The sequence below is a fragment of the Paraburkholderia madseniana genome, from assembly GCF_009690905.1.
GTDB lineage: Bacteria > Pseudomonadota > Gammaproteobacteria > Burkholderiales > Burkholderiaceae > Paraburkholderia > Paraburkholderia madseniana.
Genome location: NZ_VOSW01000071.1, coordinates 23,409 through 47,587, shown reverse-complemented (window position 1 = coordinate 47,587; position 24,179 = coordinate 23,409). Strand labels below are relative to the sequence as shown.

Here is a 24,179-nt window from a genome sequence, read left to right as displayed (position 1 = left end):
CATCCTAAGCCCCGCCGATCCGGCGCCGCCGGCAGTTCGTCGTCTTCGGCGGCTACGCCGCCTCCGACTCCTCACTACCGGCCAAGATGAATGTCGGTACACCGGACGTACTCATTGTCGCCCCCCAGCCTGCTGGAATTCGCACACCAATCCTTTCACATGCATTTAAGCTCAGGCTCTTGATCCGATCGAGGCGCACGCAAATTATAGGTGCAGAGTTTTGAATCCAAGGTCGGGGCAGCGGCGCTCGGCCTGACGATCTAGGATTTTCCCGACGCATTGTGGACCAAGAGAAGCATCGACCCATCTCGCAAACGAGGGAATCGATCCGGTGTTCGGCAATTGCTGTCGTTGAAGACTGCTTCTGGCGCCCACAGACAGACGGAGATACTCAAATGATTGCTCTAGCGCGACTGCTTCCACTACTCTCAACGATCGCTACAATAGTGCTCTATTGTTCAAGTGCCTTTGCTGATCAACCTTTTACTTCATCGCCACTCGGGCTGCAGAAGGTACTGGTCATCCCTGTCGAGTTCCCGGTGGGCAGCCCGTGTCCAAATTCTACCGAGACCTGTCCCGTTAAGTCCGCTTGGTATGCGGCAAATGTCGGGGCGCCACGGCACACTCCAGCCGAGTGGGAAAACCTCTTGAATTCAGTGGCAGGCTCCTGGTGGCAGCAGGTTAGCTACGGTCAGACGAGCTTCGAATTTACGGTATTGTCGGACCCACAGACTGCGGACGGTTGGTGGCCTGCACCGCATAGCTGGCAGGACTATGGAAGAAACAACGGTAACTGGTATCAGACAACCACTAACATCCCCCCGAGCTATGCACTCGTTCCCGATGTGACCGCGAACGTAGTGCAATCGATCTGCTCGAATCCACTGTTGCTTTTTGTGTGCCAAGTTTTGCCGTCGTACAACCGCCTGGTCATTCTGCAAAATGTCCACTCCTTTGGCGATCAGAGCCTTGGCAATGACTTTCCATTCACCATTGCAACGGGGACCGCCCTCGGAAACCTGGTGGTGAGCGCAAGCTGGGCGAACGAGGACAGTACGGACTCGGGGGTGACGTCCCTGATGCATGAACTGGGGCATCAGTCAGGCGAGCTGTCGCACTATGGGGACTGCTCTGCGTATTTCAGCTTTACGTCATTCAATTCAACCTTACCCGCAAGCGGAGCCGAATGCATCTCCGGCTGGGACATTATGGGCATATCGTATTCGCTCACCCAGTTCTCGGGTTACTCAAGGGTGAGCCGAGGTTGGATCAACGCGGCCAATACACCCAGTTTCGATCTTATTTCCGGAGGCCCGTTTACTCAGACATTTCTGATGAACCCATTGGAGGTGCCACCCACGGACACCAATCCCAATGTAATTCGACTCTCGATCGGGGACCTTTCGTGGCCGACGTTCTCGGGCTACTTTGTTGAGTGCCGGGAGCCGATCGGCGGTGACGTGCCCTCACCCTTCCCGTCGATCCCCGTAAGCACAATCCCCGATCAGGGGGTATTGATCACAAACATCCACGAGTTCAGTGTTAGTGACATTCCCGGAGCACCTGCGCACCATGTAGAGCGAACACTGTTTCCGGCGGACCAACTGACAAATGCCACGCTAAAACCGGGACAAACGTTCAGCGATTCCGTTTTGGGGCTGTCGATCCGATTCAACGGCTACGTCGGCGGAGACGCCAAAGTACGGCAATGCAGCGTGTCGATCGCACATCTCGAATCGCTTCCGCCACCCCAACAACGAATAATCCGCTTCGCTGGTAGTGCGATCCTGAACGGCCTCGCGCAAACACAGGACACAGCGTCCATTTCAAGCGATATCGCGATCAACGATCTTATTGACGCAGATGCGAGGGTCCGTGTTCCGATTCCGCTGGTGCCGCCTTGGACCGGGCATAAAAACCAGATCTTTGTTCGCGTGCACGATCGAAGCACAGGAGCCGTCGACAACGTGAACGTGGGTGTGAGTGTGCAGCAGCCGGCGGTCATTGCGAATGTTTGCGCGGCGGCTCCGAAAAGGCCGAATCTGGGAACCGTCAACCTCAAGCAGCTTGTGGCCGGCTCTAGCGCATTGGCAGAGCTGGAATGGACAACGGCGAAAGTCGGGTCGGTAAGCGTCGAAGCGGTCGCCAGCGGTCCGGCGAACCGAATCCATACCTCGACCCGGTTCGCATTTCAGTTCCATCACCAGGACATCGAACGCGGCGGCGTCCGCACGCAATTCAAAATTGCATCCGACCCGAGCTGTATGATGCCAGAGACGTACTTCGTGGCGCCCGCGGTGTCGCTGCCCGACTGGAAAGTACAAGCAATGCCGTCTGCAGTTACGCTCAAACCTGGCCAAGATGCAGTGATAACAGTGCTGGTGACGCCGCCTGCAAAACGGCGTCCGGGGCAGCACGCAGAGCTCCCCGTCGTGGTGCGAATGCAACAACAGATGCTGACCGACACAGGGCGCATTCCCAAAGACACGCCCGCAAACCTGATCCCGGGAGTGCACTACATGGCTCTTGGCGCGATAACGATCCTGGCGAAGGTCACAGCGGGACCAGGTTCCGTCGATCTACATTGCAAGCAGAAACAGGGCGACGACAGTGGCCAGTTGGACCCGTGCATCGGGCACATCGACCGGCCGCTCGCGATACGAGGAGCGGTTTCGCCAAAATCAGCAAACAGTCCAACGATAGTCGAATATCGTTCACCTTCCGGGACGGTCATCACACACCTAGTACTAACAGACGAAAACGGAAATTTCCGTGACAGTGTAGTGCCGCAGGATCGCGGTCGTTGGAAGGTCCAAGCACGCTGGTCTGGCGGTGAGATGAATGATCCAACGGAGTCTTCCACCATGAATGTTGATGTCCGATGGGGCCGATGACGTGCCCGCCACCGACTGAACTTGGCGACCGGTGTACTGCAGAAGCAACCTCAACCACGATTCAATATAAGTTGAGAGCCGACTCCAGTACATCGCAGTATCCGATCAGCGCAAGGTAACCGAACACATCTTAGCGCGCCGGAGAAACGCCTCCCTAGCTCCTTCAAGAATGGCGCACGCCGCGTCCCGTGTCCTTGGATGATCGATCCACGGGCAACTATCTCACCTTTGTCGTTGGCAGCCTTCACGACGATCTCTTCGGCGTCGCCCAGAACTGCCACGTTTGCGTAGTGGGTGCCTTCGTGACGTCAAAGGTAGGCGGCAGAGGTAAAGATTGCAGGTTTCACAGGTTTACCCTATGTCGCTTTTCCCAACTATTCTCCTAATATCATTAGGGAACACGAGCGCACCTAAGCCGCCTTGGCAAATCATTGCTCAGGCTCATCGGAATTTCCGTTGAGCGAGAATCCAGGGGCTGACACATCAACTAGAGCTTTAGTTCAAACATATACTTAGCATCACTACTTTTTAAGTTAACGCAAAACATACCCAGATCTTCATTCACGACGTAAGCGGAAATCAATCGGTGTTCGCGGCGGAAGAAGGACGGTCATTTGCAGACAAGAACACTCTAGCGCCTCGACAGTAGCTTGCCAAATTGAACACCACTCGCCTGTTGAGCCCTCGCGATATCAAATGCGTAGTACTCTGGGTCGCACATAACTTCGCTCTTAAAGACTATGGAGAAGTGCTAATGGTCGCCATCTATGTACCTATCCGTGGAAGCGAACGAACACTCCTACCTGATTCTCGACCGGCAGGCCCCATCGATCCCAAGGAAATAGCCAGCGTGACAGTGCGCGTCCGTTCAGTGGGAGATCCTCGCGCGCTTGTTGCAAAGGCGTACGAACTCGCAAGCAAACCGTTGGCGCGAAGGAAATATCTCACGCTTGAAGAGTTGGAGAAGAAACACGGGGCGGACCGCGCAGATCTCGACAAAATCGAGCATTTCGCATACGCGCACAATTTGACAGTGGTACATCGGAGCGCTATAGAACGGTCGATCGTATTGAAAGGTAGGCTCGGGGACTTGCTGGCGGCGTTTCATGCCGACGTCCAGTTATATCACCACGCAACGGGAACATATCGTGGACGACGCGGCGAGATCTCTGTCCCACAAACCCTCGAGTCCGTCATAACGGGGGTTTTCGGACTAGATACCCGCCCAAAAAGCCGATCGCCGCACCGCCTTAAGAGTGCGACGTTTGATGGACCCGGTGGACAGAACGGCGTGGCTGCGACAGTTTTCGCCTCCCGCTATAACTTTCCCGTCGAGCTAGGGGATACAACACTGGACGGAGCCGGGCAAACAATCGCCATCATCGAACTGGGCGGTGGCTACCAGAATAGTGACCTGCAGGCATTTTTTCAGGAAATAGGCTCACCCGTTCCGGACATTTCTTCAGTCTCCGTCGACCACGCGGGAAACAATCCTACATCCGGAGATTCGGCCGATGGCGAAGTGATGCTGGATATCGAAGTGGCAGGGGCTGTAACGCCGAAGGCGAACATCGTTATATATTTCGCCCCTAACAACAATGGCGACCAAGGCATGCTAGATGCCATAAGTGCTGCCGTTCACGACTCGGAACGAAAGCCGGGGGTCATTTCGATAAGTTGGGGTATGCCGGAAGACTACGTCGACAAGCAAGCCCTCGATGCGTACCACGAGCTATTTGCCACAGCCGGCACGCTTGGAATCACCGTCTGCGTCTCGTCCGGCGATCACGGAACCGCCGACCTCAGTGCAAGCCAATGGACCGACCGAAAGATTCATGTGGATCATCCCGCGAGTGACGATTTGGTGCTCGCCTGCGGCGGCACCCAGATCGATTCTGCTTCCGGTCAGGATGTGACCTGGAACGACGGCACGCCGTTCAACGTGAATGTATACGGTGGAGGTGGGTGGGCAAGTGGAGGCGGAGTCAGTGAGAAATTCCCCGTGCCAGACTATCAAGCCAACGCAAATCTGCCAGTCTCTCTAGACAACGGGCAGCCTGGCCGCGGTGTTCCCGACATCGCGATGAGCGCCACGAATTATTTCACCCGCGTTGATACGTACGAGGGCGCGTCCGGTGGAACAAGCGCGGTCGCACCTCTCATGGCCGCCCTCATAGCGAAGATCAACCAAGCAAAGCAAAAAAACGTCGGGTTCCTGAATCCTTTCCTTTACGGCGCGGCCGCAAACGGTGTCGTTCATGACGTCACGGTCGGAACGAACGCGATTACAGATACCGTCCAAGGCTATGACGCCGGCCCGGGCTGGGATGCGTGCACGGGCCTTGGGACGCCGGACGGAACTGCAATTCTCAACGACCTGCCGTAGATCTTTGAAAACGGACCGTGCTATCGCCAAGCGGCTAATGTCGCCGCCAGCAAATTGAGGTCGCATTGGACATGTAGTGACTACGGGGGCGCGATGAAGCAAATTCAATGGTTGGTGCTCGCAAGCACAATCACGCTGCTGTGCGGTTGCTCAACCTTGCCAAAATTTGATAGCCCATTTATTCCCGAGAAAGTGAGTCCGAAAGTGTCAGATGTATTGGATGAGATTCAATGCGAGGTACTCATTTCCGTGAACAAAGCCAAGGATTCGAATAGCCCCCTAGCTGGCCTGCAGGACGGGCAATACGTCGCAAACATCAACCTGACGCTAGACGTGACTGACAATCAGGGCGTCAATCCCTCGTTAAGCTACATTGACCCGTTAGCCGCGACAGGAACAAACTTTACTGCAGCCTTGAGTGGACAGGTTTCCGGGCAGCAGCATCGGAACTTCAATGTAACGTTCACTTTACTATTCGACAAAAATACGCCCACGGAACAAAGTCTCAAAGAGTGTCAGAACCAGAGCAATGGATCGGGCTTGAAAGGCAGTCTTGGCATTGAGGAGATCATTAGCACCGGCCTCAAATATGAAACCGGGTTCGCATATCAGAACGAGTACCCCTATAAAATTCCGGCAATTGCTGTAGGCACGGCTTCGCTTCCCAACGATCCCCTTACCGGTGGCGCAGCACTGGCGCCCAACTTTGGCTCGACCGTGGACTTCACTTTGATCTACGGACTCGGTGGCGGACCCAACTGGACTCTGACACATTTTGCCGGTCTAAATCCAGCATCGGGAGGCTTATTGAGCTTTCTGCGAACAAACAAGGACACGTTGGTTATCTCGATCGCACGAGTTGTTCCGACGGCAGCACCTGGCGCAGCAGCCCAAAGTGCCGCATCTCTTGCAGTACAGGCCGCAGGCAAGGTAGCTCAGGACAACGTGACGCGCATGATCTTACAACGCCTTCTTACTCCGTAAATGCGCTTCATACTTTATATGGATCTGCTACGGACGAACCTAGCAGCTTCAGGGTGAATGAAGTCCAAGATATGCTGAGGTTGGGTGTATGAAGACTCCAAGGCAGTTGCGATGTCAGGTACTGCCGAAAAGCTCCTGCTGCGACACGTCCATGCCTACGTCATCAGAACGGAGGGGGGAGAAGAGTTGCTCCATGCTTCCGATGCACAGGTCGAGAGCGATCCTTCTGCCGTTCCTGATGCAGCTTGCTGAAATGTCGCATATTGGTCAAATCCGCTTTGAACTGACGATGGAAGCTTCCCTCGCCTCGCTTGCGAACGGCCCAATCCGGGAGCGCCACCCAACGTCAACCGCATCGGAAATCATCTTGAAGTCGGGATTGTTATCGGAGACTCATCATGATCGAATGGCTTGGCTTGATCTACACGGTAGCAAAGGACATCCGCAACCGTCTGAAGTGCGGCGAGCAAGAAGGGCAGATCGACCGCGACTGGTTAGAGAAGTCCAGTTTTCACGCAGAAGCTGAGGCAAACTACCGCCGGCAACTTAGCAATAATGCCGCTGTGCCCGAATTGACTTAAACCAACCAGCCTCCACGATTCCCGGGGGGGGTTCACAACCGGACTTTTTCCTTATTGCATGTCATGTGGGCACGGCGCACGCATTTGAAGCGTAGATCCGTCAACTTGCCGATAGAACTTGAGCGCCTCACTTCGCGATTACATCGCCCTTCATCACCGAAACCGCGCAAAGATCAAATTGCCGAGATTCTGCTCTTCAAGGTCTTTGACCACGGCATCGAGCGATACGCCGTAGGACGTGCGGTAATCGGTTTTCTCGTCACTTCGGACAATTTTTCCCACGTGCATCGCGATAGGCAGGAGCGTACGAGCGTCGAAGCAGGGAGCACCGGACGAACCCAGCTGCGTGTCAACGCGATAGTGCAGCGGACGATCCGCTATGAGGACACCTAGATTGATCGCAAGCGGACCGGCACCCGTCGACTGGGCGATCATAATTCTTTCCCCACGCTCAACCTTGGGGAACCGTCGTGGCAATTCAATCCATTTCCGCAGAACAGCCTTCGATTCAGCTATTACGCCACCGACCGGCTGCGCACCCGGCGCCCCGTCGAGTTTCAACAACGCGTAGTCAAGCCCGCGCAATCCGCCATCCGAAAGCGATTCCCGCGCCCGGAACAGGGAGCCCTGCGTAAGCGTCTCGCCGTTTGCGTCGGTTCTATAGTCGAATCTGAAAATCGCGTCATGGATTCTAGACGCGCCGTTGGTCGTCGAGCCGATCAGATGATCGGCAGTGAGCAGTAGGTCAGGTCCGACCAGGAATCCGGTGCCGTACTTCCCGTTGAGCTCGACCCGGCATACGCTGCGCTCAATCTGGCTAAGGCGCGCGCGTACAATATCAGGATCGACCATTGGCCCCGAGCCATGGGCAATGCTCTCGAGCGTGTCCCTAAGGTTTGCGTCGCCCGTGACCGTCGAGATTCCCAAGCGCGATGCGACGCGCGCAATGCGCTCATTGTTGGGACGTGCCTCAAGAAGAGTAGTGACCAACGTTACGAGCCATCCTTCTCGCTCGGCCCCACTCAAGAGCTCAAAAACTACTCGGTTGAAAGGCTGCTCGGGCGTCCCGTACACTTCCAGGCTGCGATTAAGTCGGTACCGCAGCGACGCACGTAGGTCGTCGAGAGTGAAGGCCTCGACGATCGCGGCCATCAATTCCGCCGTCTGCGAGCCAGTAAGTCCAGCGTTCTTCTGACGTTCCGTCACGTCGTCAGGCGGCACCTCTAGGTGGGGCAGGTGACTCCTGATGAGCCCGAGCGCATCGGCCATCACTTCTTGAATCGCCGAGATCAGCTGCGCGCGATTAGGCGAGTTGTCGAGATCAAGCGCAGCCTCGACGGTGTGCTTCAGCTGTGCTGGCGACGCCTCAAGCACATACGCACTCCACGACTCGGTGAGCGAGTCACTCAGTGGGACATTCAACGCGCGGGCGAGCGCTCCCGGTTCAAGCCCGGTAGCAGCGGAGTACTCGACGTCGAGGCCCGTTAGCGCTAGCGCAAATCCACGCATCGACGCATCGGATGCGCGCGGGATGCCAATTGCGCGGACCACCGCGACGACGCGCGAGTGCGCAGCCTCCCCCGGAGCCGCGGCGGCCCATTGCCCGGCCGCAGGTGAGCGGCCCAGCACCGCTTTCGACACCTTCTCAATCAGGGTGCCGAGTTCGAAGCCCAGCGGGGGCGACACCCGCAACGACTGATCAAGCTCACCGAGGAAGATCCGCTGTCCCATGCTTTGGACGCGCTGCGTCATGGAAAGATGATGACTTTTCTCTACATGTATTAAGCGTTGATAAGCCCCTGCCGCATTTCCGAACTGCCTGAAACGGATCACGTATTCGGCATAAGCCAACGAAAGCAACACGGCGGCGTCGCTCTCCTCCCCGCGAACCGCCCGATCGTAGGCCCGGTCGAGAACCCGAAGTGCTTCTTGGATGTGCCCCAGACGCACCAGCGCAGCCGCCTCAATTGATACCAGCGGACTCGCGGCAGTGCGCTGCGGACGTTCCGCGATTTGCTCCAATGCGCCCTCGGCGTAGTCGTCATCGAGACACGTCGCGGCGCTACGCGCGACGATTCGCTCCCAATCCGCAAGCCGAGCCGCCGCGCGTGCTTCCGCGTCCACTGGCACCTCGAGCCGCGAAGCCAGAAATGCCCGCCGAACTGGATCAAATTCCGCCAAAGCACTGCATAAATGCCGTCGGACTCCGCGCCGCCACCGACTGTCAATCAGCTCAGGCGGCTGGTCGAGCGACAGTCGGTGATAGATCTCTTCCGCCCGCTCCATGTCGCTCTCCGTGCTCTCATAAAAGCGCACCGCTCCCTCGTGGATCAGGCGAGCCTTCGCGGGCTCGTCTTCCTGCAGCGGACCGAGCATCAGTTGACGGAGGTCCTGGCGGTGACGCAGCGCGCCGTCAGGATCGGCCTTCACGAGCGAAATTTCCTGCTTGAGCTTCTGAAACAGCACGTGCGCTTCCTCAAGCGAATTCACCGCAATACCACACGGCCTCGCCAGCACTTCGAAGATCAGTTCCGGCGTGATGCGGCGAAGCACGAGACCCGGATGGGCCAGCTTCTCAATCTCTGGAGTGTGAACATGATGGAGGACGCGCTGATACAGCTGGCGCTGGATGTTCTCCTCGCTCAAGCGGCGGAAAAAACGATCACGCGTTGCCACGCCCAACGACTCCGGCGATGCGTCGTCCTGAAGCGCGAGCTCGGCCGCGAGCTTCAGGGTGAGCGGGCTGCCACCGAAGTGCTGGAAGATCTCACGCGCAATATGTGAGTCGCGCATACCGCGAGCCTGAAGGTAGCCAATAGCGGAGGACTCATCGAAAGCCGTAAGTACAAGTGACTCGATGCGCTTTCCTTCGACAGCGGCACGGCCCACGATTACGATGCGAAGGGGCGGCATCGTGGACTTCATCGCTTTGAGAAATTCCCAGAGCTCATTGACCGCATGATCCCCTCGAAACTGCAGCTCCTCGAACGTGTCGAGGACAAGCACGAAGGGACGATCGCCGCCCATCAGACGAGTCAAGGCTGATGCAGCGTCGCGGATGGCGCCTGCGCGAATCCGCGCCATCATAGGGCCACGCTCGATCGCCGGCGCCCCGCTCTCGGCCGCAATTTTCTCCAACCACATTACCCGCAGCCGCTCGCATGTGTCACGTACCTCAGGATACTCCACACCAAGCTGTCGGATTGATTCTGCGAGGACCGTAAGCGGTTCGTCCGGAGAAATGTCCGGCCGATCGAAATCGAGGTAGGCGAACGGGAAGCGATCGTTTTCATGTGCGCGGGCGTGCTCAAGAATAAAGCGCGCAACGAGTGTCGATTTGCCGACGCCGCCTGGTCCAGAGACCATGAGAGCGAAATTCGGGGAGCGGCGCAAGAGAACATCAGCGACACGATTGACGACGGAACCGGTGATATCTCTCGCCGCGTCGACATAGGAGCGCGGCGGCACGACACCTACGAAAGCTCGCAGACGTCGCAGCTCTTCATTGCGCCCGCGAAAATGCTCGCCTGCCAGGTGCTCGAACGGCTGCAGAAGCGTCAACCATTCCACGCGGTTCGTGATCTCGCAAGGCGCGGGCGACACCGTAAATCCCGCCGCCTGCAGCCAGGTTGCGACGTCATATCCGGCCTGTAGCTCGCTGAGGGTTTGGTCCTCAAGGCGCACCGATTCGCCCCGAAGCCCGTGCTCGAGCGCCTGCTGTACCGGATCAGACTGTGGCGGCTCATTGGCGGCGAGCGCAGCCTCAATAGCACCTCGGTCACGCAACTCCCGAAGGCAAGCGATTCGGAGGTCCGGACGCAGCGCCCAGCGTCGAATGCCTTGCGCATCCGTAATTCGAATCGAAACGCCAAGCAGGTGGTCGATCTCTTCATCACAACCGACGTCCGAAACTGTTCCAAAGAGCGGCTTTAGTCTCGCCGGTTCGAACCAGGCTAGGACAGACGCGCTCTCCTCGAAGGCGCTCCTATTAGGGGTCGCCGCCGCAGCAGCACCATTCGGCACAGAGCGCGCGAGTCGCGCAGCGACACGCGCGGAGAGATCATCAATCTGGGACTCGGGGATTTCGGAAGCGCGGAAGGACGGTGACATCGATCAGCCCCCCTCGGGAGAGAAGCGCGCAAGTGCTACGCGGGCTCGGTTGCCAACTTCCTCAAGGTACGCGTCCGCTCCGGGATCGAGTCCCATGAGCGCTTCGGATGCTGCCTCAACTATCCGTTCGTCATCGATGATCAGATGCCGTTGTTGCGTCGCGCGAATGAAGAAATCGACCACATCGCGCTCGGAAAGCGCCCGGTCGATAGTCTCCTCTTCAACGTGAGGGAGCACTGCGGGCACAAAGGTGTCACGATAGCCAAGCAGGATAAGCCGGAACTGTGTCAGCGTCACGGCAACCCTGGCAGCAAGCTGCTTGACGACGTCAAGCGTAGCCTGTGGCAGTCCGACTTTGTTGAATTCATCGATGACAATCCAGACACTGCGTCCATCACCATGCGTCTGCGCCTCGAAATCGTCGCAGAAGTCGATCGTCCAGCGCGACCACTGCGAATCCTTCGGCTCGGGCGGAACTTTGCTAACGTCGTATCCCAATAGGCGAACAAGCTTTACTCCAAGATCACGCGGCTGGATCTGCACGCCGCTGCCAAGTTGATCATTGAAATTTCGCAAGTCGATCCACGCGAGTTCGAATCCGTGCAATTGCTGCTTGAGCGCGGAAATGAACTGCACACTGAGGCTCTTGCCTGTCTTGGTGCAAACGAGCGCGCCGTCCGTTGGCGGTGTCTTATCGCGCACGATCAGGATGCGCTTGCCGTGCGGCGCGCTCATGCCCCGCAGCGCACAACGCAAATGCTTGCGATTTACCATAACGTACTCGCCGCTCAGGCAGCACATCTCAAAAGGGTCGAAGTCTTGCGGTAAAGCGACTTGATTGAGAGCGCTCTCGATCCGTTGCAACACGACGTCTTCCGGACGTTCCGCCAGCGCATTCGCAATAAGCTTGTCGAGCCAATATTCCTGCGCTGCGCTCGTCACGATGGCCCTCACCTGATTTTTATAAGGAGGGTATCCAGCGTAATCAACGAAGTCGCGATTCATTCCAGTCAGCAGATCGCTCAAGGCTGCCTGGTCGAACGCGTCTTTCAATGCCGTAGAGAGTTCCAGCAACTGAGGCCCGGTGAACTTGACGTAAGCCATCATCTGCTCCCTAAAGCCACGAGCTTGCCGCGTTGCTCCAGCAAATTAACGATGGCCGACACCAGGATGCCCTGATTCCAACGCGCCGGATATTGAGGGCCGCCATACATCGGATCGCCGCTATGGTGAAGGGCAATCCACTGCCAGTCGGGCCCAAAACAGGGAGACCCCGAAGAACCGCCCTCGGTATTAGTTCTATAGCGCAAGCGGGTCTGGTTGCCGAATACGCCCGTGATCGAATCCGTATCGAGCGCGACCTGCATCGGCTTACCGTCGGGGTGCTGAACGATGAAGAGTGCCTTCTGCCTCCCGAAGTCGAGCTCTGCACGCCCTGGCGGTACCTCGATCCAACCTCGCGCGGCTGAGTTCGGATCACCCGGGAAAAGAGGCTCGCGTCCCGGCGCGCCAGCGGTCCGCATGAGCGCGTAGTCGAGCTCGTCCACGGCCGGCTCGCCAGTTGGAATTGCTTCCAGGTCGTGCGCGCTATAGGGGCTGTGATCGATAAGCCAGTCAGCGGCGAGACTATAGGTCTTGTCTTCACCGAGCTTCACGCCGTCGGATAGTACTTTGTAGTCGAAGCGCAGCAGCACGTGCTCCGGCGCCCACGTCCCATCGATCACGTCCTTCACGACGTGATAGTTGGTGATCACCACATCCGGACCGACCAGAAAGCCGGTGCCGCGCGCCTTGCCGGGGGGACATTCGACGCGGCACACACGCCCTTCGATCTCGCCCAGCCGCGTTCGCCAGACGAGGACATCGAGCATCGGGTTTGCGGCGCGCACCTTGGCCTCAAGGTCACCTGCCGGGATGCGTTCCGTCCCGCGCGCGGTCGTCTCGACCGGAATTGGCGCGAGGTTAAACTCCGCAGCGAATTCTGCAAGAAGCGGGTCAGTAGGCCTCGCAGTGTGAGCGGCGGCCAATAGCTCCATCCACCATAATTCTTCGTTCGCCCTGTCGACAAGCTTCTGCACGGCCTCTGGATAATCGTCGCCCATGCCATAGTAGTCGTCGAAGTCACGGTTTATCGCGAGCAGGAGATCCTTCATACGCGGTGGTGTCTTGAACGCATCGCGCAAAACTTTGCGCATCGTAAGCCTGTCCACCGGTTTCAAACTCCCTCTTTCCATCAGCCGCGGCATTGCGCCTCTCCTTGTGGCGGCCCCTCGCCACTTTCGTTCGCGGTTTGTACAGCGCAGTGCAAGTTCCGACATACCTAAACTTTACATATCACATACACATAGTTTGCCAATTTAACCAACCGATGACGGGGCTAAACCGCGTTGTTGGGGCCGCGTCAATGGATCAGGCGCTTCCAGGCTTTGTCTATTGCAAAGCTAAACGAGCGATTCACGTCGGTGACGTCAGGATGTTGAATCCAGGTGGAAGCAGAGCAACGCCACTATCGTATTAAACCTCTTGCACACCATCAATTACCAGACGCATACGCCTGCGACCGTTTCCAAACGCACACTACGCGATCGCCTCACTGGTCCGGGGCCGATCTCAGGGCTCGAGCCTTGCGACTGCGAAACCCAACGGCGCGACGTTCCGTGGCGCACCCTCGAAAGCCAACCGGAACAAGCCTGGGTGGTGCAGTGGTCCGACAACCAGACGCAAATTGGCGACTGGTGGCCCGCGATAGGTTACGTCTGCCAAGGTTTCCTCACCCCGTATCGTCGTGCCATCCTTCTCCATGGACTGAAGTACAAGCTTCCCCACGATTTCGGTTATCGGCGTCCCCGGCACCAGAAGAATCTCGAACTCGCATCCGCATTCAACGATCGGCGAAGCAATCGAGAGACGCATTGGATCGTCACGTTCACCAAGGGTTTCCAGCGCGGAGCCGAGATTACCTCCAAGAAGACGATAAAACACTCGTTTGAAGGGCATCCCCGCAAAAACGCTCGAATGCTCGCCAATTACAACCTCTCTTTGACCAGCTCGTGGTAGCGCGCTCCACATAGGAACGGTGCCGTCTCCGGAATGATTCGTCCTGGTCACGATGATTCGATCCCGATCAACATTCCCTGCGTCATCCAGATAAACGTTGATCCGGGTGACTGTCTCGTGGCCGGTGCCGGCGAAGTAAAAATATCGTATATGTTGCGGGGGCGGCTTTGTATTAAGACGCTGATGAACATAGCGCGCACGTTCGAGCAGTTCGGAGTCTAGTCCTAACCTCTGCGCGACTAGGGGATTGAAAAAGTCGACTGGCTGGAGACCCTCGGTACTCTGCTCCCAGCAAGCGCCCTCTTCCGCGCACGGAAGCAGCTGATATCCAGACGGATATCGACTATCCCCGGCAATTCTTTGAAAATCGCTCTTGCTGATGCCCAAGCTGCTATCTACACCTAGAATTCGCGCCAGTGCGAGTGGTGCCCCCTGATGCGGCACCGCAAGCGCAATAAGGTTTTTAACCTTTTCGTACCAGGGCTTCTGGTCGTACTTTCCGCCCTCGAGAAGAAGGCGTGCGACTAGTCCCCCCATCGAATGGGCAACCAGGGAAATTTGGCTCGCGCCCGCACTTTCGGCGGCATCGATCTGGTCAGCCAGCAACTGTGCGGTATCTTCCAGATCCTTTCGCCAGTCATACGGAAACTGATAAAGTCTTTTATGTCCGCCGTCTTCCCGAAACCCTAGGTCCTTCAACTGGTCGAGTATCGGTCCATAAAAGCTAAAACATGAAACGTTGCGAATGATCTCGCCGTGACGGACGCTCTCCGCTAAAAGCTGATCGGTCCGGCGATAGCCGACTTGGGTCTCGATCAGGGTTGGTGGCCACACTTCCTGCCCGTCAGCACCAAGAAGCCGCGTGCCCATGATCCCCGGAATGAAGAAGACCGCATGCATTTCGACCTCCATAACAAGGGTAACCACCGATTACTACGGAGACCGACAACCGTGCAAAGCACGCGACGCTCAACCCCGTCGCCGATAAAAGGACAACCACGTAGATAGGTGCCCACGCAATGGCATCCGACAATCGGTCAAAGGTGAAAGATTGTTGGACGTCACATCAAAGCTGGGCGCGTGAGGCAGTACGCGCGATGCGAATCTGACCGCGGCGTTGGGGCTCCGCCGAAGAGCCGCATACACATGCGGAGTCGCCTAAAACAAACAGCCACCGTTGAAGGTATAGATGGCTGCGCTCCAAAGTGCAAGCGGATGGTCCCCGTCTTTGACGAAATACCAGTCTGATCGCCGGGTCTAGCTAGGCACTTGGACTGATCCGGACCACCAATGGTAGCCATGCCGCGGTTGCTTTCGGTCTATTTTCTGTAGTGCACACGGATGAGAGATCCAAATGCACGCTCTCGCTATTGGACCGAATGCGCCCCGGTTGAGTCATTCGAGAAAAATTCGGAACGGTCTGTCCGTGGGCGGGCAAGCGACGCCCCCTTCGAACCGAGGTGCCAGTACAGATTGTTACGAGCGACCTCTAAGCGGCGAATTACCTAGAGTCACTCCGCAGGACCATATTGGGTATCCGCCGCGACATTCAACGCGGAAAAAGTGTGAACGATGCATACGTATCGCAGCAACAGGCTGTGTGGGCCCTGTCAGGCAACACCAAGGCGGCAACTTCGTTTGCGGCACTGCAGTCACGCCACCGCGATCTTGCGAGGTCCCCTGCCCTGACTCGCGCGTGTTTCAACGTCCGCGCCATGTGCGCAGACATGGACGCAACTCCCTGACTCCGGATCTCGAAGAAGCAGTAAGACGTCGGCCCATCTGGGATTTTTTCGCGGATGCCCGGAGCAGTGCGGGTAGCCAAGCCTAGACGGGCGGGTGTGTGCGGGCGCAGTCAATAACTGCAATGCATGAGACGACAGCGAAAGCCGACCTTTGAGATTTCAGATCGAATGCCCGAAATGCGAGTCCCTGCGCGTCGATGCGCTCAAGCGCCCCGGCTGAAGGCGATTCGCGGGACGGCATAGGCAGGTGCGCTACCCGGCGCACCTGCCATCGAGACCGTCATCTTTTTTTTGCCTGCCGCGAGCATGACAGGCGTTCGTCAGCGCCCTGCCGGCTTCCCCATCTCTTCCGCTGATAGAATCCCCACGAAACGACCGAACCTCGGGTCAGGAGAATCATGGATTACCGCGTCAGCTACGAACATAGCCTGAAAAGTGCACCGGACGACTTTATCGTTCACGTGCCGTCGCAGCTCGTCGACGATGTGCCAGCCAACGTGCCCCGCGCACTCCTGCCTGAATACATCACTGACCTGATCCTGAAGCGCTCGCCCCAGATCGGAAAAATCCGCCACCTCCGGCTTCTCTAACGAAGCGAACCCGGCGGTTCCCGCCTCGGTCGCGACACACGCGGTAACAGGACGACGTATGATCGAAGCTCGGGATCTCAGGATCATGCCGATAGCCGATCTTGACATCTACTACCGCTGCCACACGCGCGACACGACATCGCTGAGTATTCACATTGATGGCGTGACGATCTACACGCTAGACGTGCGCGGATTGATCAAACCCAACTCCCGCACAGGGACGATCGGAGCGTTCAGGAGCACCGACAAGCGCTCGCTCGTCGCGTGGATCGATCCGGTATCTGGCAACGTCATCACCAGCGATCCCACGGTCTACGATTCCGCTCTCGCCATCCCCGTCCTGGCGATAATGGCGGTGTTCGCAACGATGATGTTCCATCTGGCTCTGTTCGTCGCCGTTCCGCTTGCAGGCGTTGGCGTCATCTGGGCGACCAGACGTATCGTACGCGGACGCAGGAACAACGCCGAACTGGAGTCTATGCTGCGCGACGGCACCTGCTACCAGCCGAAATCAGCCCCTAATGCTTCCCGAAACACATAGCCCCCTTTTCTCGAACACGGACAAACGCGAGCCGCATAGTCGACATGCATCGCGCGCCGCCATATCGACGCCGCTCGTCGAACGTGCGATCATCGCCCGTCCATTTGCCCATCTGTTGCATATGCCGATCCGGAACGCCTTGGCGACCTGCCTGCTGACGACCTGTCTTATCCCAAACGGCCCGGCTTGCATGGCCGCCGGAACATCCGGCGCACCGGCGATCGGAAGCACAACGCTGCATTGGAAAGAACAGGGGCAAACGGCCGACGTCACGGTTGCCGAAGGACCGGCGATCGACGGCAGACGCTCAGTGCACTATCGCGTCGAATTCGCTGCGTCTGCGCAATGTCACGCCGTATTCGAGGGCAATGCACAGTTTTACTCGACGACCGACGACGCGGGCGACACCAGCGTAGCCCTGCCGAACGGCAACTGGGGCACGCTCAACCAGTTCCGCGACGCGAGTGCCAACGGCCTCGTCGACATCGAGCTCGATATCGATACTGCGCATCCGCGCTTTGTCGACTTTGTTCTGGAACATCCGTCGGGCGCCGCACCTCGTTGTCTCGGCGCTGAAGGCGTCGGGTTCATGGTATTCGCCGGCCCGCAGGCGAAGCTTTCAAATCCGCCGCGCAAGCAGGCCGGCAAACCGGCTGCGACTTACGCAAACGTGCGCTACGCGTACACGATTGACTATCCTGACGACCTGCTGTTCGCTGGCCGGGAAGCTGACAACAGCGACGGCGTCGTTTTTTCGGCGAAATCGGGTAAGACGCAAGTCGCCGTCTGGGGTCGGTTCAACGCGAACGAAGACACACCGGCGCAAATTTTGCACAGCGAAGAAGAGCTTCCCTGCGCTGGCGCGCGGGCGAGCTACGAGGTCAGCAAGCGGGATCTCGTCGCGTTTTCCTGCCAGACGCCGAAGAACGAAATCGTTTATGAAAAGATGATCATTCACGGCGATACGCTCGTCGCCGTGCAATTCACCTATCCCGTCGCGGAGCAGGCGACCTGGTCGCCTGTAATCAAGCAAATGGCGGGTTCGCTGCGTATCGAATAATCGAAAGCGCTTGTGCAAGGGCATGCCGCGCAGATTGCGCCCGAACCCGACGTTCTCGATCACGGTTAGCCACAGCAGCAGCGCATGCTTTGGGAGCACGCTTTCGCCACGTGGGTTATGTATTAATAGGAATCTTCCTACGCACCTTATGTAGGAGCAGGAACATTCCCACTCCCATTGACTGACGCGATAATTAAAAACAGAACTGTTAAATATCGTTAGCGATACTGACATTAGTCAACAATGGCGTCCGATGGCACGTTGAGAGAGGCACGGTATCCACCGTCTGTTTCGAAACCTTTTAAGGAACGAGTATGAAAACTCTCATCGCGTCTGCATTCCTTGCGAGCCTCGGGATCGGCCTCACCGGTTGCATCGTCCCATCCCCGATGGTAGTTGCGCCTGCGCCTGTCGGAATTACAGTTGGTTGGCATGGCGACCAGTATTACGACGGCCATCGTTACTGGGCACACGACGACTGGATGCGTAAGCACCCCGATGATCGAGGCTGGCACGGTCAACATGACGATCACCACAACAACGGTCATCGCAACGACGATCATCACGAGGACGATTACTAACGGTCTGCGTACCGCGCTATCGTCGTTCCGCCGAATGAACAAACCCTGTTTGTCACGCAGACACCACTGACTCCCGCGGCGCCGCAAGCACCCTTGTCCGCGAGTGCCGCAGTCGAGCAGAAGAGATAGCGACTGTGCAATACGGCCCATCTGGCCGATAGTCAGAGCTATCTACTGTTGAATAGTAGAGACGCCGTTGTCAGGTCGCATCACGGGATTACCTGCGTGGGCGACGCACCTGAACGTGATCGAAGCGCCACCGAGCCGGACGCCCGGTATGTTATCCGTCACGTGTTGCGTAACCAACTCAAACTCTTTGCCCATCCCCTCGCAGAACTCGTTCCCTTCGCCCATCAAACGACCAGCTACAGCCGACACATCGCCGAAGATCCCCGCTGTATTTGTCCTGGACGCGTAGTAGGTGTCTGCGCCAATTTTCGTTGGCGCGGTGCTGGCGCATCCGCAGAGACTCGCTGCGGCAACAATCAGAATGGTTTTTTTCATCGGAGTGACACGCTTAAAATTCTCAATAGCACGTAGCGTACTTGAAATGACGGCTCCTATTGGCAAATCTAAAGGGCTGTTCGGGGTCGCGTGCACCCGACCAACGTCGTCCAGGAGCAAAGCGGGATATGCAATTTGCATGAGATGGCATCCGGCCACAAGCAGCCGCTCGCCAAAGTCCGCTATGCGGCGATACCATGCCAGGGGAATACATCGGACTATCATCCCCTAACGCCCGGTGTGTATAGGCGAGTGATTTCGATCTCTGGAGGTCTTATGGCGACAAGTCTCGACTTGGGTGACGAAGAGCATGTTCGGCTGCTCTACTCGTATCCGAACAACTTCAACGAGGTGGGTTTCCTCAAGCAAACTCTCGAAGAGACTATTGAAATCTGGGTCGGGTGGACCCTCAAGCGAGACGGATTCACTGGCGCCGCGACTGTCGCAATTCTGGGCGGCCGGGTCATGCTGACTCTGTCGGGTGACGGTGAGGGAGCGTACGGCCAGTTGCTTCCGGACTACCTGGCTGCTGGGGCGCTCGCGCTGCAAGGCAGCATTGCGCTCAATGGCGCCAGCAAGTGGCGATACAACTGGCGATTCTTGCTACCCCATGGGCTCGCGATGGTACGCCACCGCAGCATCCAGCTCCTGCACTTTCCTCCAGACTATGTTTTGGAGAAAGATCAGGACTACCTGAACGCCCACACGACCACACGATGGGCTTCACTGCTTGTCGAGAACGGCGCGGTCGAAGCGGACACCATGCAGTATCAAACCATCATCGACATTGCGCCTATCGCCGCGCCTTCTGATGCAGGCCGGGACTTGCAGGGCATCTATGATTCTTACACCGGCTACATCACCGACTTGATGAAGTTGTGGCTTCCGAGGACCGATGGGTCGGTTAGACCCATGGTAGCGTTCGGCGCGCCAGTGAAGCAGTGGCTCAAGTCTGTCTATGGCATTGACCTCGCCGTATTGACCACCAAGCCATTGCAGGTCAACGGCGGCCCGCTGGTTCAGGTGCTCGGATCGAATCACCCAAGTTTCATCTACAACGCGGCAAAGCAGCAGCCTGACGAACCGCCACAGACACCAGAGGCATTGCTGCAAAGATCGATGCGCATCATGCAACAGGATCTGATCGCAGCAGGCTGGCAGGTGGCAATGGCCGCGAGTCCGAACGCTGACCCGAACCAAGTTCTGGCCGCAGCGACGGCGCGCTGGTCCGATCCGGCGCAGCAGGGTCACATCTGCGAGTTGACCTATGTGCAAGCGTTCAACAAGACACCAGCGGATGCCAAGCAACTGTGTGCTCTCCTCCCAACGCCGCATCCGACGCTGTTCTCGGCACCGGCGGGTCTGACTCAACTTGCCGCGCTGGATCAGGAGATAGACAGACTTCGAGAATCCCTCGGCGCCCTGGATGGACGGGAGCCGGACCAGATATCCGACGCTTGAGTACCTCTTGACTTCCCTGCGTGCTGCTCACATATTCAGCCATGGCTCGGCCGCTACGGTGGCCGTTAGTCTGTTGCCCACGGTCTCAATGGACGTAAGGCTATGCCGATCCCAGGAGCGACAGATTCCCGCGCAGGTGGTGATCGGGCAGCTCGCGTACCTAGGCCAATGCTGGTCCAATAACTGCTTTGTAGGAACTCAGTTCAAGATTCTCGATGTCAGCTTGGGGTCGCACTCTGTCTCACAGGCCACGGAGGGCATCAGGCAGTAGTGCTATCCGCTATCAGGCCAAGCGCCGCCAGTTGCTGGATGAGCGAAGCGAGTGCGGCGTTACCGCCTTTTGCTCCGCTGACCGTCGGCCGCGTTGTGCTCACGCCAGCGCCGAAGAATCCGACGCCAGATAGAGAAGCCTTCTTGAAGGTCGACACGCCCTGCGACGGCTCGATCACGATGGGCGTGTCAATCGAGGCTCCGGTCGAGGGGTTGTACCGGATCAGCAGCAGATTGCCGCTTGTATCGCGGGTCCATCCCCAGGCAGAATTGCCATTGTTTCTGAACAGCAGCTGAGCGATGTTCCCCGTTACAGAGTCGACGATCAGATCGCCGTCACCGCTGACAGGCTTGACCGTTACCTGGCCGAACAGGTAGTTACCCACGCCGCGGTTATCGAGCAACACGCCAACCGCGCCGCCGGCGGCAGTCCACGAACCGGGAGAGGCCAGGTTGATACCGACGAACCGGTTGTTGTTCCCGTTCGTGGCGTTGATGGCCGCGACGGCAGGACCGCTGCCGTTCGACCAGACGAACTGTCCGCCAATCCACGTGTTCTGCGAGACGTTCTGTTCATCGATGACGACGCAGGTGTTCACGACCTCACAATCGTGGGAAATGAACGTGTTGCCGTAGCTGTACCCGCCCGTCAGGTGGATGGCGGTATCCGCGTTGCCTGAGCTGCCGAAGATGTGCGAAAACTGGGTCTGCCTGATCCGAAGCGCATCCCCGTGACCATGACAGTTGCTAACCAGGAACGCGCTGCAGTTATAGAGGCCATTGAGTTCGGTACCGCAGGCGCTCTCCGTCGTATTGTTGTTCTTGACCTGAACCTTGATCTCGAACTCGTTGAAGGCATCGCTGTAGTCCTCGTTGCCGATCTGGAGCAATGGGCCGGGCACGTCGCCGATGAAGCCTATGTCTTTGAACGTGCCGTAGAAGCAGGCGTCGCTTCCTGTCGTGTCGGTCATCAGCCACGCCGGACTCGTTGTGACGGACGACAGGTCAAAGACAGACTGCGCCGCACCGTCACCAACGAATGTCGCGCCCGTCGTTGCCACCGGACCCCAGTCCATCGCGACCGGCTGCGTAACCTTATACGTCCCGGCAGGGGCATATCCGGTAATTCCGGTAGCAAAAACGAACGCAATCCAGTTGAGCACCGCCCGCGTATCGTCCGTCGATCCATCTCCTTTTGCGCCAAACCTTTTAAGGCTGACGCCGCCATCGATCTGCAGCTTATAGCGACCGCCGTCGGCGGCGACGATGATCGTTCCGTCGTTATCGGGACTCGTCGAATCGTCGGCGTCCAATACGTAGACACCCTGCGTTTCGCCCGTACTCGCGCCGTCGTAGTTTCTCACCAGCACAGTGGGGAACATTGCACCTGTCAGAGCGCGTAACGCCGCGATAGAAGTTGTTGGCGTGACGAGCTCGGACGCCGGATGCAAACCGGGAGCGAGCCCAGCAATTGACGCCGACAGCGCGGCAATTGAGGAGGAAAGTTGCTGTTGAGGAGTTGCCATAACACACGCCGCGAAAGGAATGGATGAGGAAAGAACACATAGGATTTGTGCTTTCCACGCTCCCCTTTATCGCGGCAGGATCGTGACGTGTTCGCTATCGGTCGGCACTCTCACCAACGTTGGATATGGCCTGCCACCCGGACCAGCGTGAATTTGGTGCGCTACTCATCTTTCCGCAGGTATCTCCGGGTGCTGTGCCAACCTGTGATTGCGGAATTGCGGCGTTGGCGAGCCCGCCTATCTCCTCCAGTGCGCTGACTGTGCCGTTTCCCTATTCTGAGTCGCGCTTGCGCGACTGCTCCCCGATTTCTGACTTAATTGTGCGGCGTGTCGCGAACACCCTATACATGCGTGTCGATAACCATCGCAAGCTGTGAATGAGGATCGACGCGAGTCTATGCATCAGTCCAAAGCATGCGCAAATCCATCGCCACATGTAGCGAATGAATTGCAGCGGCAACACGGCGAGCTTGCGCAGGGCATAAAAGCCACGACGTGTTTCCGAGTCTTCTCTATCGTCCATCTCTACCAGCTTGACCGTGGAGCCTGCGATCTTTGCGCCGACGAGGGCCGAAAAGATCAGATAGTAAAGCCACCTATAGGTTTTCCCTCTCGTGTCGCTGCTAACCTGTTTATTGAGACGCTCCTGAGTGTTGCGAAAGTCGACCAGTGCAGGAATGATGCACTCGCTCGAAATCGCCATAGTCGCAAGCATCTCGTCGTGATTGATCTTGCCGTCGATAGGATCAGGATATGCCGTACAGAACATGGGGGGCGTCATTTGACAACGTTCTGACGTAGGTGCAAGTTTCTGTACGCCCTTGCCCAGGTCCTGGATCGGGCAGATCACCCGGTTGTATGCAGCGATCTCTCGTCGGATGGTCAGGATATCCTGAGCGTCAAATTGCCTTCCGTTCCCTTTATACAGATCTGCTGACGACTTCGGTCCAAACGCCTCAAAGATCACGGGGATGTCGGTCGTGTATTCCAGCAGCATTTGCTGTACGTCCGAAGCCCATTGGCATGACAATGTGTTGTCGTGCCCACTTTCGCGGCACCAGGCCTTATATGCCATGGTCTGCTTAAGCAGGTACGCGCTTGCGGTCTGAGAGGTGCTGGAACTTGCCCGCCACTCGGCGATGTGCTCGTTCGTCTGCGCGTCTACTACAAAGAAAATGGCCGCCAAAAGGCCCAATGCAGTCCAAACGTGATCGTACAGGTGCCAGAAGTTTTTTCTGAAGCGGCAAATGTCGACGAGCAGAATCGACGTGCTCCACCCTAGCAACATCCCCTCAATGACCAACGTCACTGTCCCAATCGTACTTCCGTATACCCCTGCACTTTCGGCATAGTACCTTTCCGGCACGGGGGAAAGCTCGGGCCAAAGCGAGGCAAGGCTCAAGGCTCCGGGAACTACGATTAGCGCACTCGCATACACAGCGCCTCTTTTTCTTGCGACGACATAGCCGGATAGTATCGTCCAGCAAGCGATGCAGACTGTTCCCACAATGAGCAAGCCGAAAATGGGCATCGTCGCCTCTTGTGCAGACCAGTAGCTCGTCACAATACCGCCCTGTGGATCGCGCTCCACAAAGTTGATGGAATGCAATCCAAGACCGTCAAGCGCTTGTTGAATGTTGTACGCAGCGCCTAGCGAAGTGGAAATGTAAGGCAGCAGGAATGTAAAAAGGATGTTCTTCATTTTTTGAATTGTGCAAATAACTTGCGACTCGGCGTGAACCCAGGCAACGTTCGGAATTGGTGTTGCGATCGCACCGGCCGCCCGCTTGTCAAGATAGTCCGCCCAGATTTGTATCACGTGAGGGCGCTCATCCAAAAAGGCCGTTCGGTCGTTCGACACTCCTACGGCCGAGACGATAAGGCTAATC

The 24,179-nt window shown here is 57.4% G+C and carries 16 protein-coding genes and 1 pseudogene; 9 read left to right on the top strand and 8 right to left on the bottom strand.

Annotation, left to right across the window (positions count from 1 at the left end; all coding sequences use genetic code 11):
- Nucleotides 1-647 precede the first annotated feature (647 nt).
- Nucleotides 648-2,894, top strand: a complete 2,247-nt coding sequence (locus FSO04_RS30895) for a hypothetical protein (RefSeq protein WP_154565405.1) — start codon at nucleotides 648-650, stop codon at nucleotides 2,892-2,894.
- 105 nt (nucleotides 2,895-2,999) lie between these two features.
- Here FSO04_RS30895 and FSO04_RS48640 read toward each other — a convergent pair.
- Nucleotides 3,000-3,190 (bottom strand): annotated as a pseudogene (locus FSO04_RS48640) (hypothetical protein); the annotation flags it as partial.
- A 458-nt stretch (nucleotides 3,191-3,648) separates the two neighbouring features.
- Here FSO04_RS48640 and FSO04_RS30890 point away from each other — a divergent pair.
- The 3 genes from FSO04_RS30890 to FSO04_RS30880 all read left to right on the top strand — a co-directional run bounded on the left by FSO04_RS30890 (nucleotide 3,649) and on the right by FSO04_RS30880 (nucleotide 6,845).
- Complete coding sequence (locus FSO04_RS30890) at nucleotides 3,649-5,280, top strand: S53 family peptidase (RefSeq protein WP_154565404.1); 1,632 nt, start codon at nucleotides 3,649-3,651, stop codon at nucleotides 5,278-5,280.
- Between the two features lie 93 nt (nucleotides 5,281-5,373).
- Nucleotides 5,374-6,264 carry a hypothetical protein gene (locus FSO04_RS30885; protein WP_154565403.1) on the top strand — a complete coding sequence of 297 codons (891 nt, stop codon included), beginning with the start codon at nucleotides 5,374-5,376 and terminating at the stop codon, nucleotides 6,262-6,264.
- Between the two features lie 398 nt (nucleotides 6,265-6,662).
- A complete protein-coding gene (locus FSO04_RS30880) occupies nucleotides 6,663-6,845 on the top strand; it encodes a hypothetical protein (protein ID WP_154565402.1) in 183 nt (60 codons plus the stop codon).
- A 153-nt stretch (nucleotides 6,846-6,998) separates the two neighbouring features.
- Here FSO04_RS30880 and FSO04_RS30875 read toward each other — a convergent pair whose 3' ends face one another.
- The 4 genes from FSO04_RS30875 to FSO04_RS30860 form a co-directional block, all read right to left on the bottom strand.
- Entirely contained in the window at nucleotides 6,999-10,955 is a 3,957-nt protein-coding gene (locus FSO04_RS30875; RefSeq protein ID WP_154565401.1) for an effector-associated domain EAD1-containing protein, read from the bottom strand.
- Between the two features lie 3 nt (nucleotides 10,956-10,958).
- On the bottom strand, nucleotides 10,959-12,059 hold the full coding sequence (locus FSO04_RS30870) for an effector-associated domain EAD1-containing protein (protein WP_154565400.1): 1,101 nt from the start codon (nucleotides 12,057-12,059) through the stop codon (nucleotides 10,959-10,961).
- The gene (locus FSO04_RS30865) at nucleotides 12,059-13,189 is read right to left on the bottom strand and encodes a trypsin-like peptidase domain-containing protein (RefSeq protein ID WP_267905062.1); all 1,131 of its coding nucleotides are present in this window, start codon (nucleotides 13,187-13,189) and stop codon (nucleotides 12,059-12,061) included. Before FSO04_RS30865 ends, FSO04_RS30870 begins: the two co-directional genes overlap by 1 nt.
- 376 nt (nucleotides 13,190-13,565) lie before the next feature.
- Entirely contained in the window at nucleotides 13,566-14,912 is a 1,347-nt protein-coding gene (locus tag FSO04_RS30860; protein ID WP_166618284.1) for an alpha/beta hydrolase, read from the bottom strand.
- A 1,243-nt stretch (nucleotides 14,913-16,155) separates the two neighbouring features.
- Here FSO04_RS30860 and FSO04_RS30855 point away from each other — a divergent pair.
- The 4 genes from FSO04_RS30855 (at nucleotide 16,156) to FSO04_RS30840 (ending at nucleotide 18,529) form a co-directional block, all read left to right on the top strand.
- Entirely contained in the window at nucleotides 16,156-16,347 is a 192-nt protein-coding gene (locus FSO04_RS30855) for a hypothetical protein (protein ID WP_154565397.1), read from the top strand.
- 58 nt (nucleotides 16,348-16,405) lie between these two features.
- Nucleotides 16,406-16,888: a hypothetical protein gene (locus tag FSO04_RS30850; RefSeq protein WP_154565396.1), complete on the top strand. Its 483-nt coding sequence runs from the start codon at nucleotides 16,406-16,408 to the stop codon at nucleotides 16,886-16,888.
- Nucleotides 16,869-17,948: a hypothetical protein gene (locus FSO04_RS30845; protein WP_154565395.1), complete on the top strand. Its 1,080-nt coding sequence runs from the start codon at nucleotides 16,869-16,871 to the stop codon at nucleotides 17,946-17,948. Before FSO04_RS30850 ends, FSO04_RS30845 begins: the two co-directional genes overlap by 20 nt.
- A gap of 314 nt (nucleotides 17,949-18,262) precedes the next feature.
- The gene (locus FSO04_RS30840; protein WP_154565394.1) at nucleotides 18,263-18,529 is read left to right on the top strand and encodes a hypothetical protein; all 267 of its coding nucleotides are present in this window, start codon (nucleotides 18,263-18,265) and stop codon (nucleotides 18,527-18,529) included.
- A gap of 171 nt (nucleotides 18,530-18,700) precedes the next feature.
- Here the strand turns inward: FSO04_RS30840 and FSO04_RS30835 are convergent, their stop codons facing one another.
- Nucleotides 18,701-19,174 carry a hypothetical protein gene (locus tag FSO04_RS30835; protein ID WP_154565393.1) on the bottom strand — a complete coding sequence of 158 codons (474 nt, stop codon included), beginning with the start codon at nucleotides 19,172-19,174 and terminating at the stop codon, nucleotides 18,701-18,703.
- 135 nt (nucleotides 19,175-19,309) lie between these two features.
- Here FSO04_RS30835 and FSO04_RS30830 point away from each other — a divergent pair, with 135 nt between their 5' ends.
- On the top strand, nucleotides 19,310-20,494 hold the full coding sequence (locus tag FSO04_RS30830) for a polyadenylate binding domain-containing protein (RefSeq protein WP_154565392.1): 1,185 nt from the start codon (nucleotides 19,310-19,312) through the stop codon (nucleotides 20,492-20,494).
- Between the two features lie 260 nt (nucleotides 20,495-20,754).
- Here the strand turns inward: FSO04_RS30830 and FSO04_RS30825 are convergent, their stop codons facing one another.
- On the bottom strand, nucleotides 20,755-22,146 hold the full coding sequence (locus tag FSO04_RS30825; RefSeq protein WP_166618283.1) for a glycosyl hydrolase family 28-related protein: 1,392 nt from the start codon (nucleotides 22,144-22,146) through the stop codon (nucleotides 20,755-20,757).
- Between the two features lie 415 nt (nucleotides 22,147-22,561).
- The gene (locus FSO04_RS30820) at nucleotides 22,562-24,109 is read right to left on the bottom strand and encodes a hypothetical protein (protein WP_154565390.1); all 1,548 of its coding nucleotides are present in this window, start codon (nucleotides 24,107-24,109) and stop codon (nucleotides 22,562-22,564) included.
- Nucleotides 24,110-24,179: the final 70 nt, after the last annotated feature.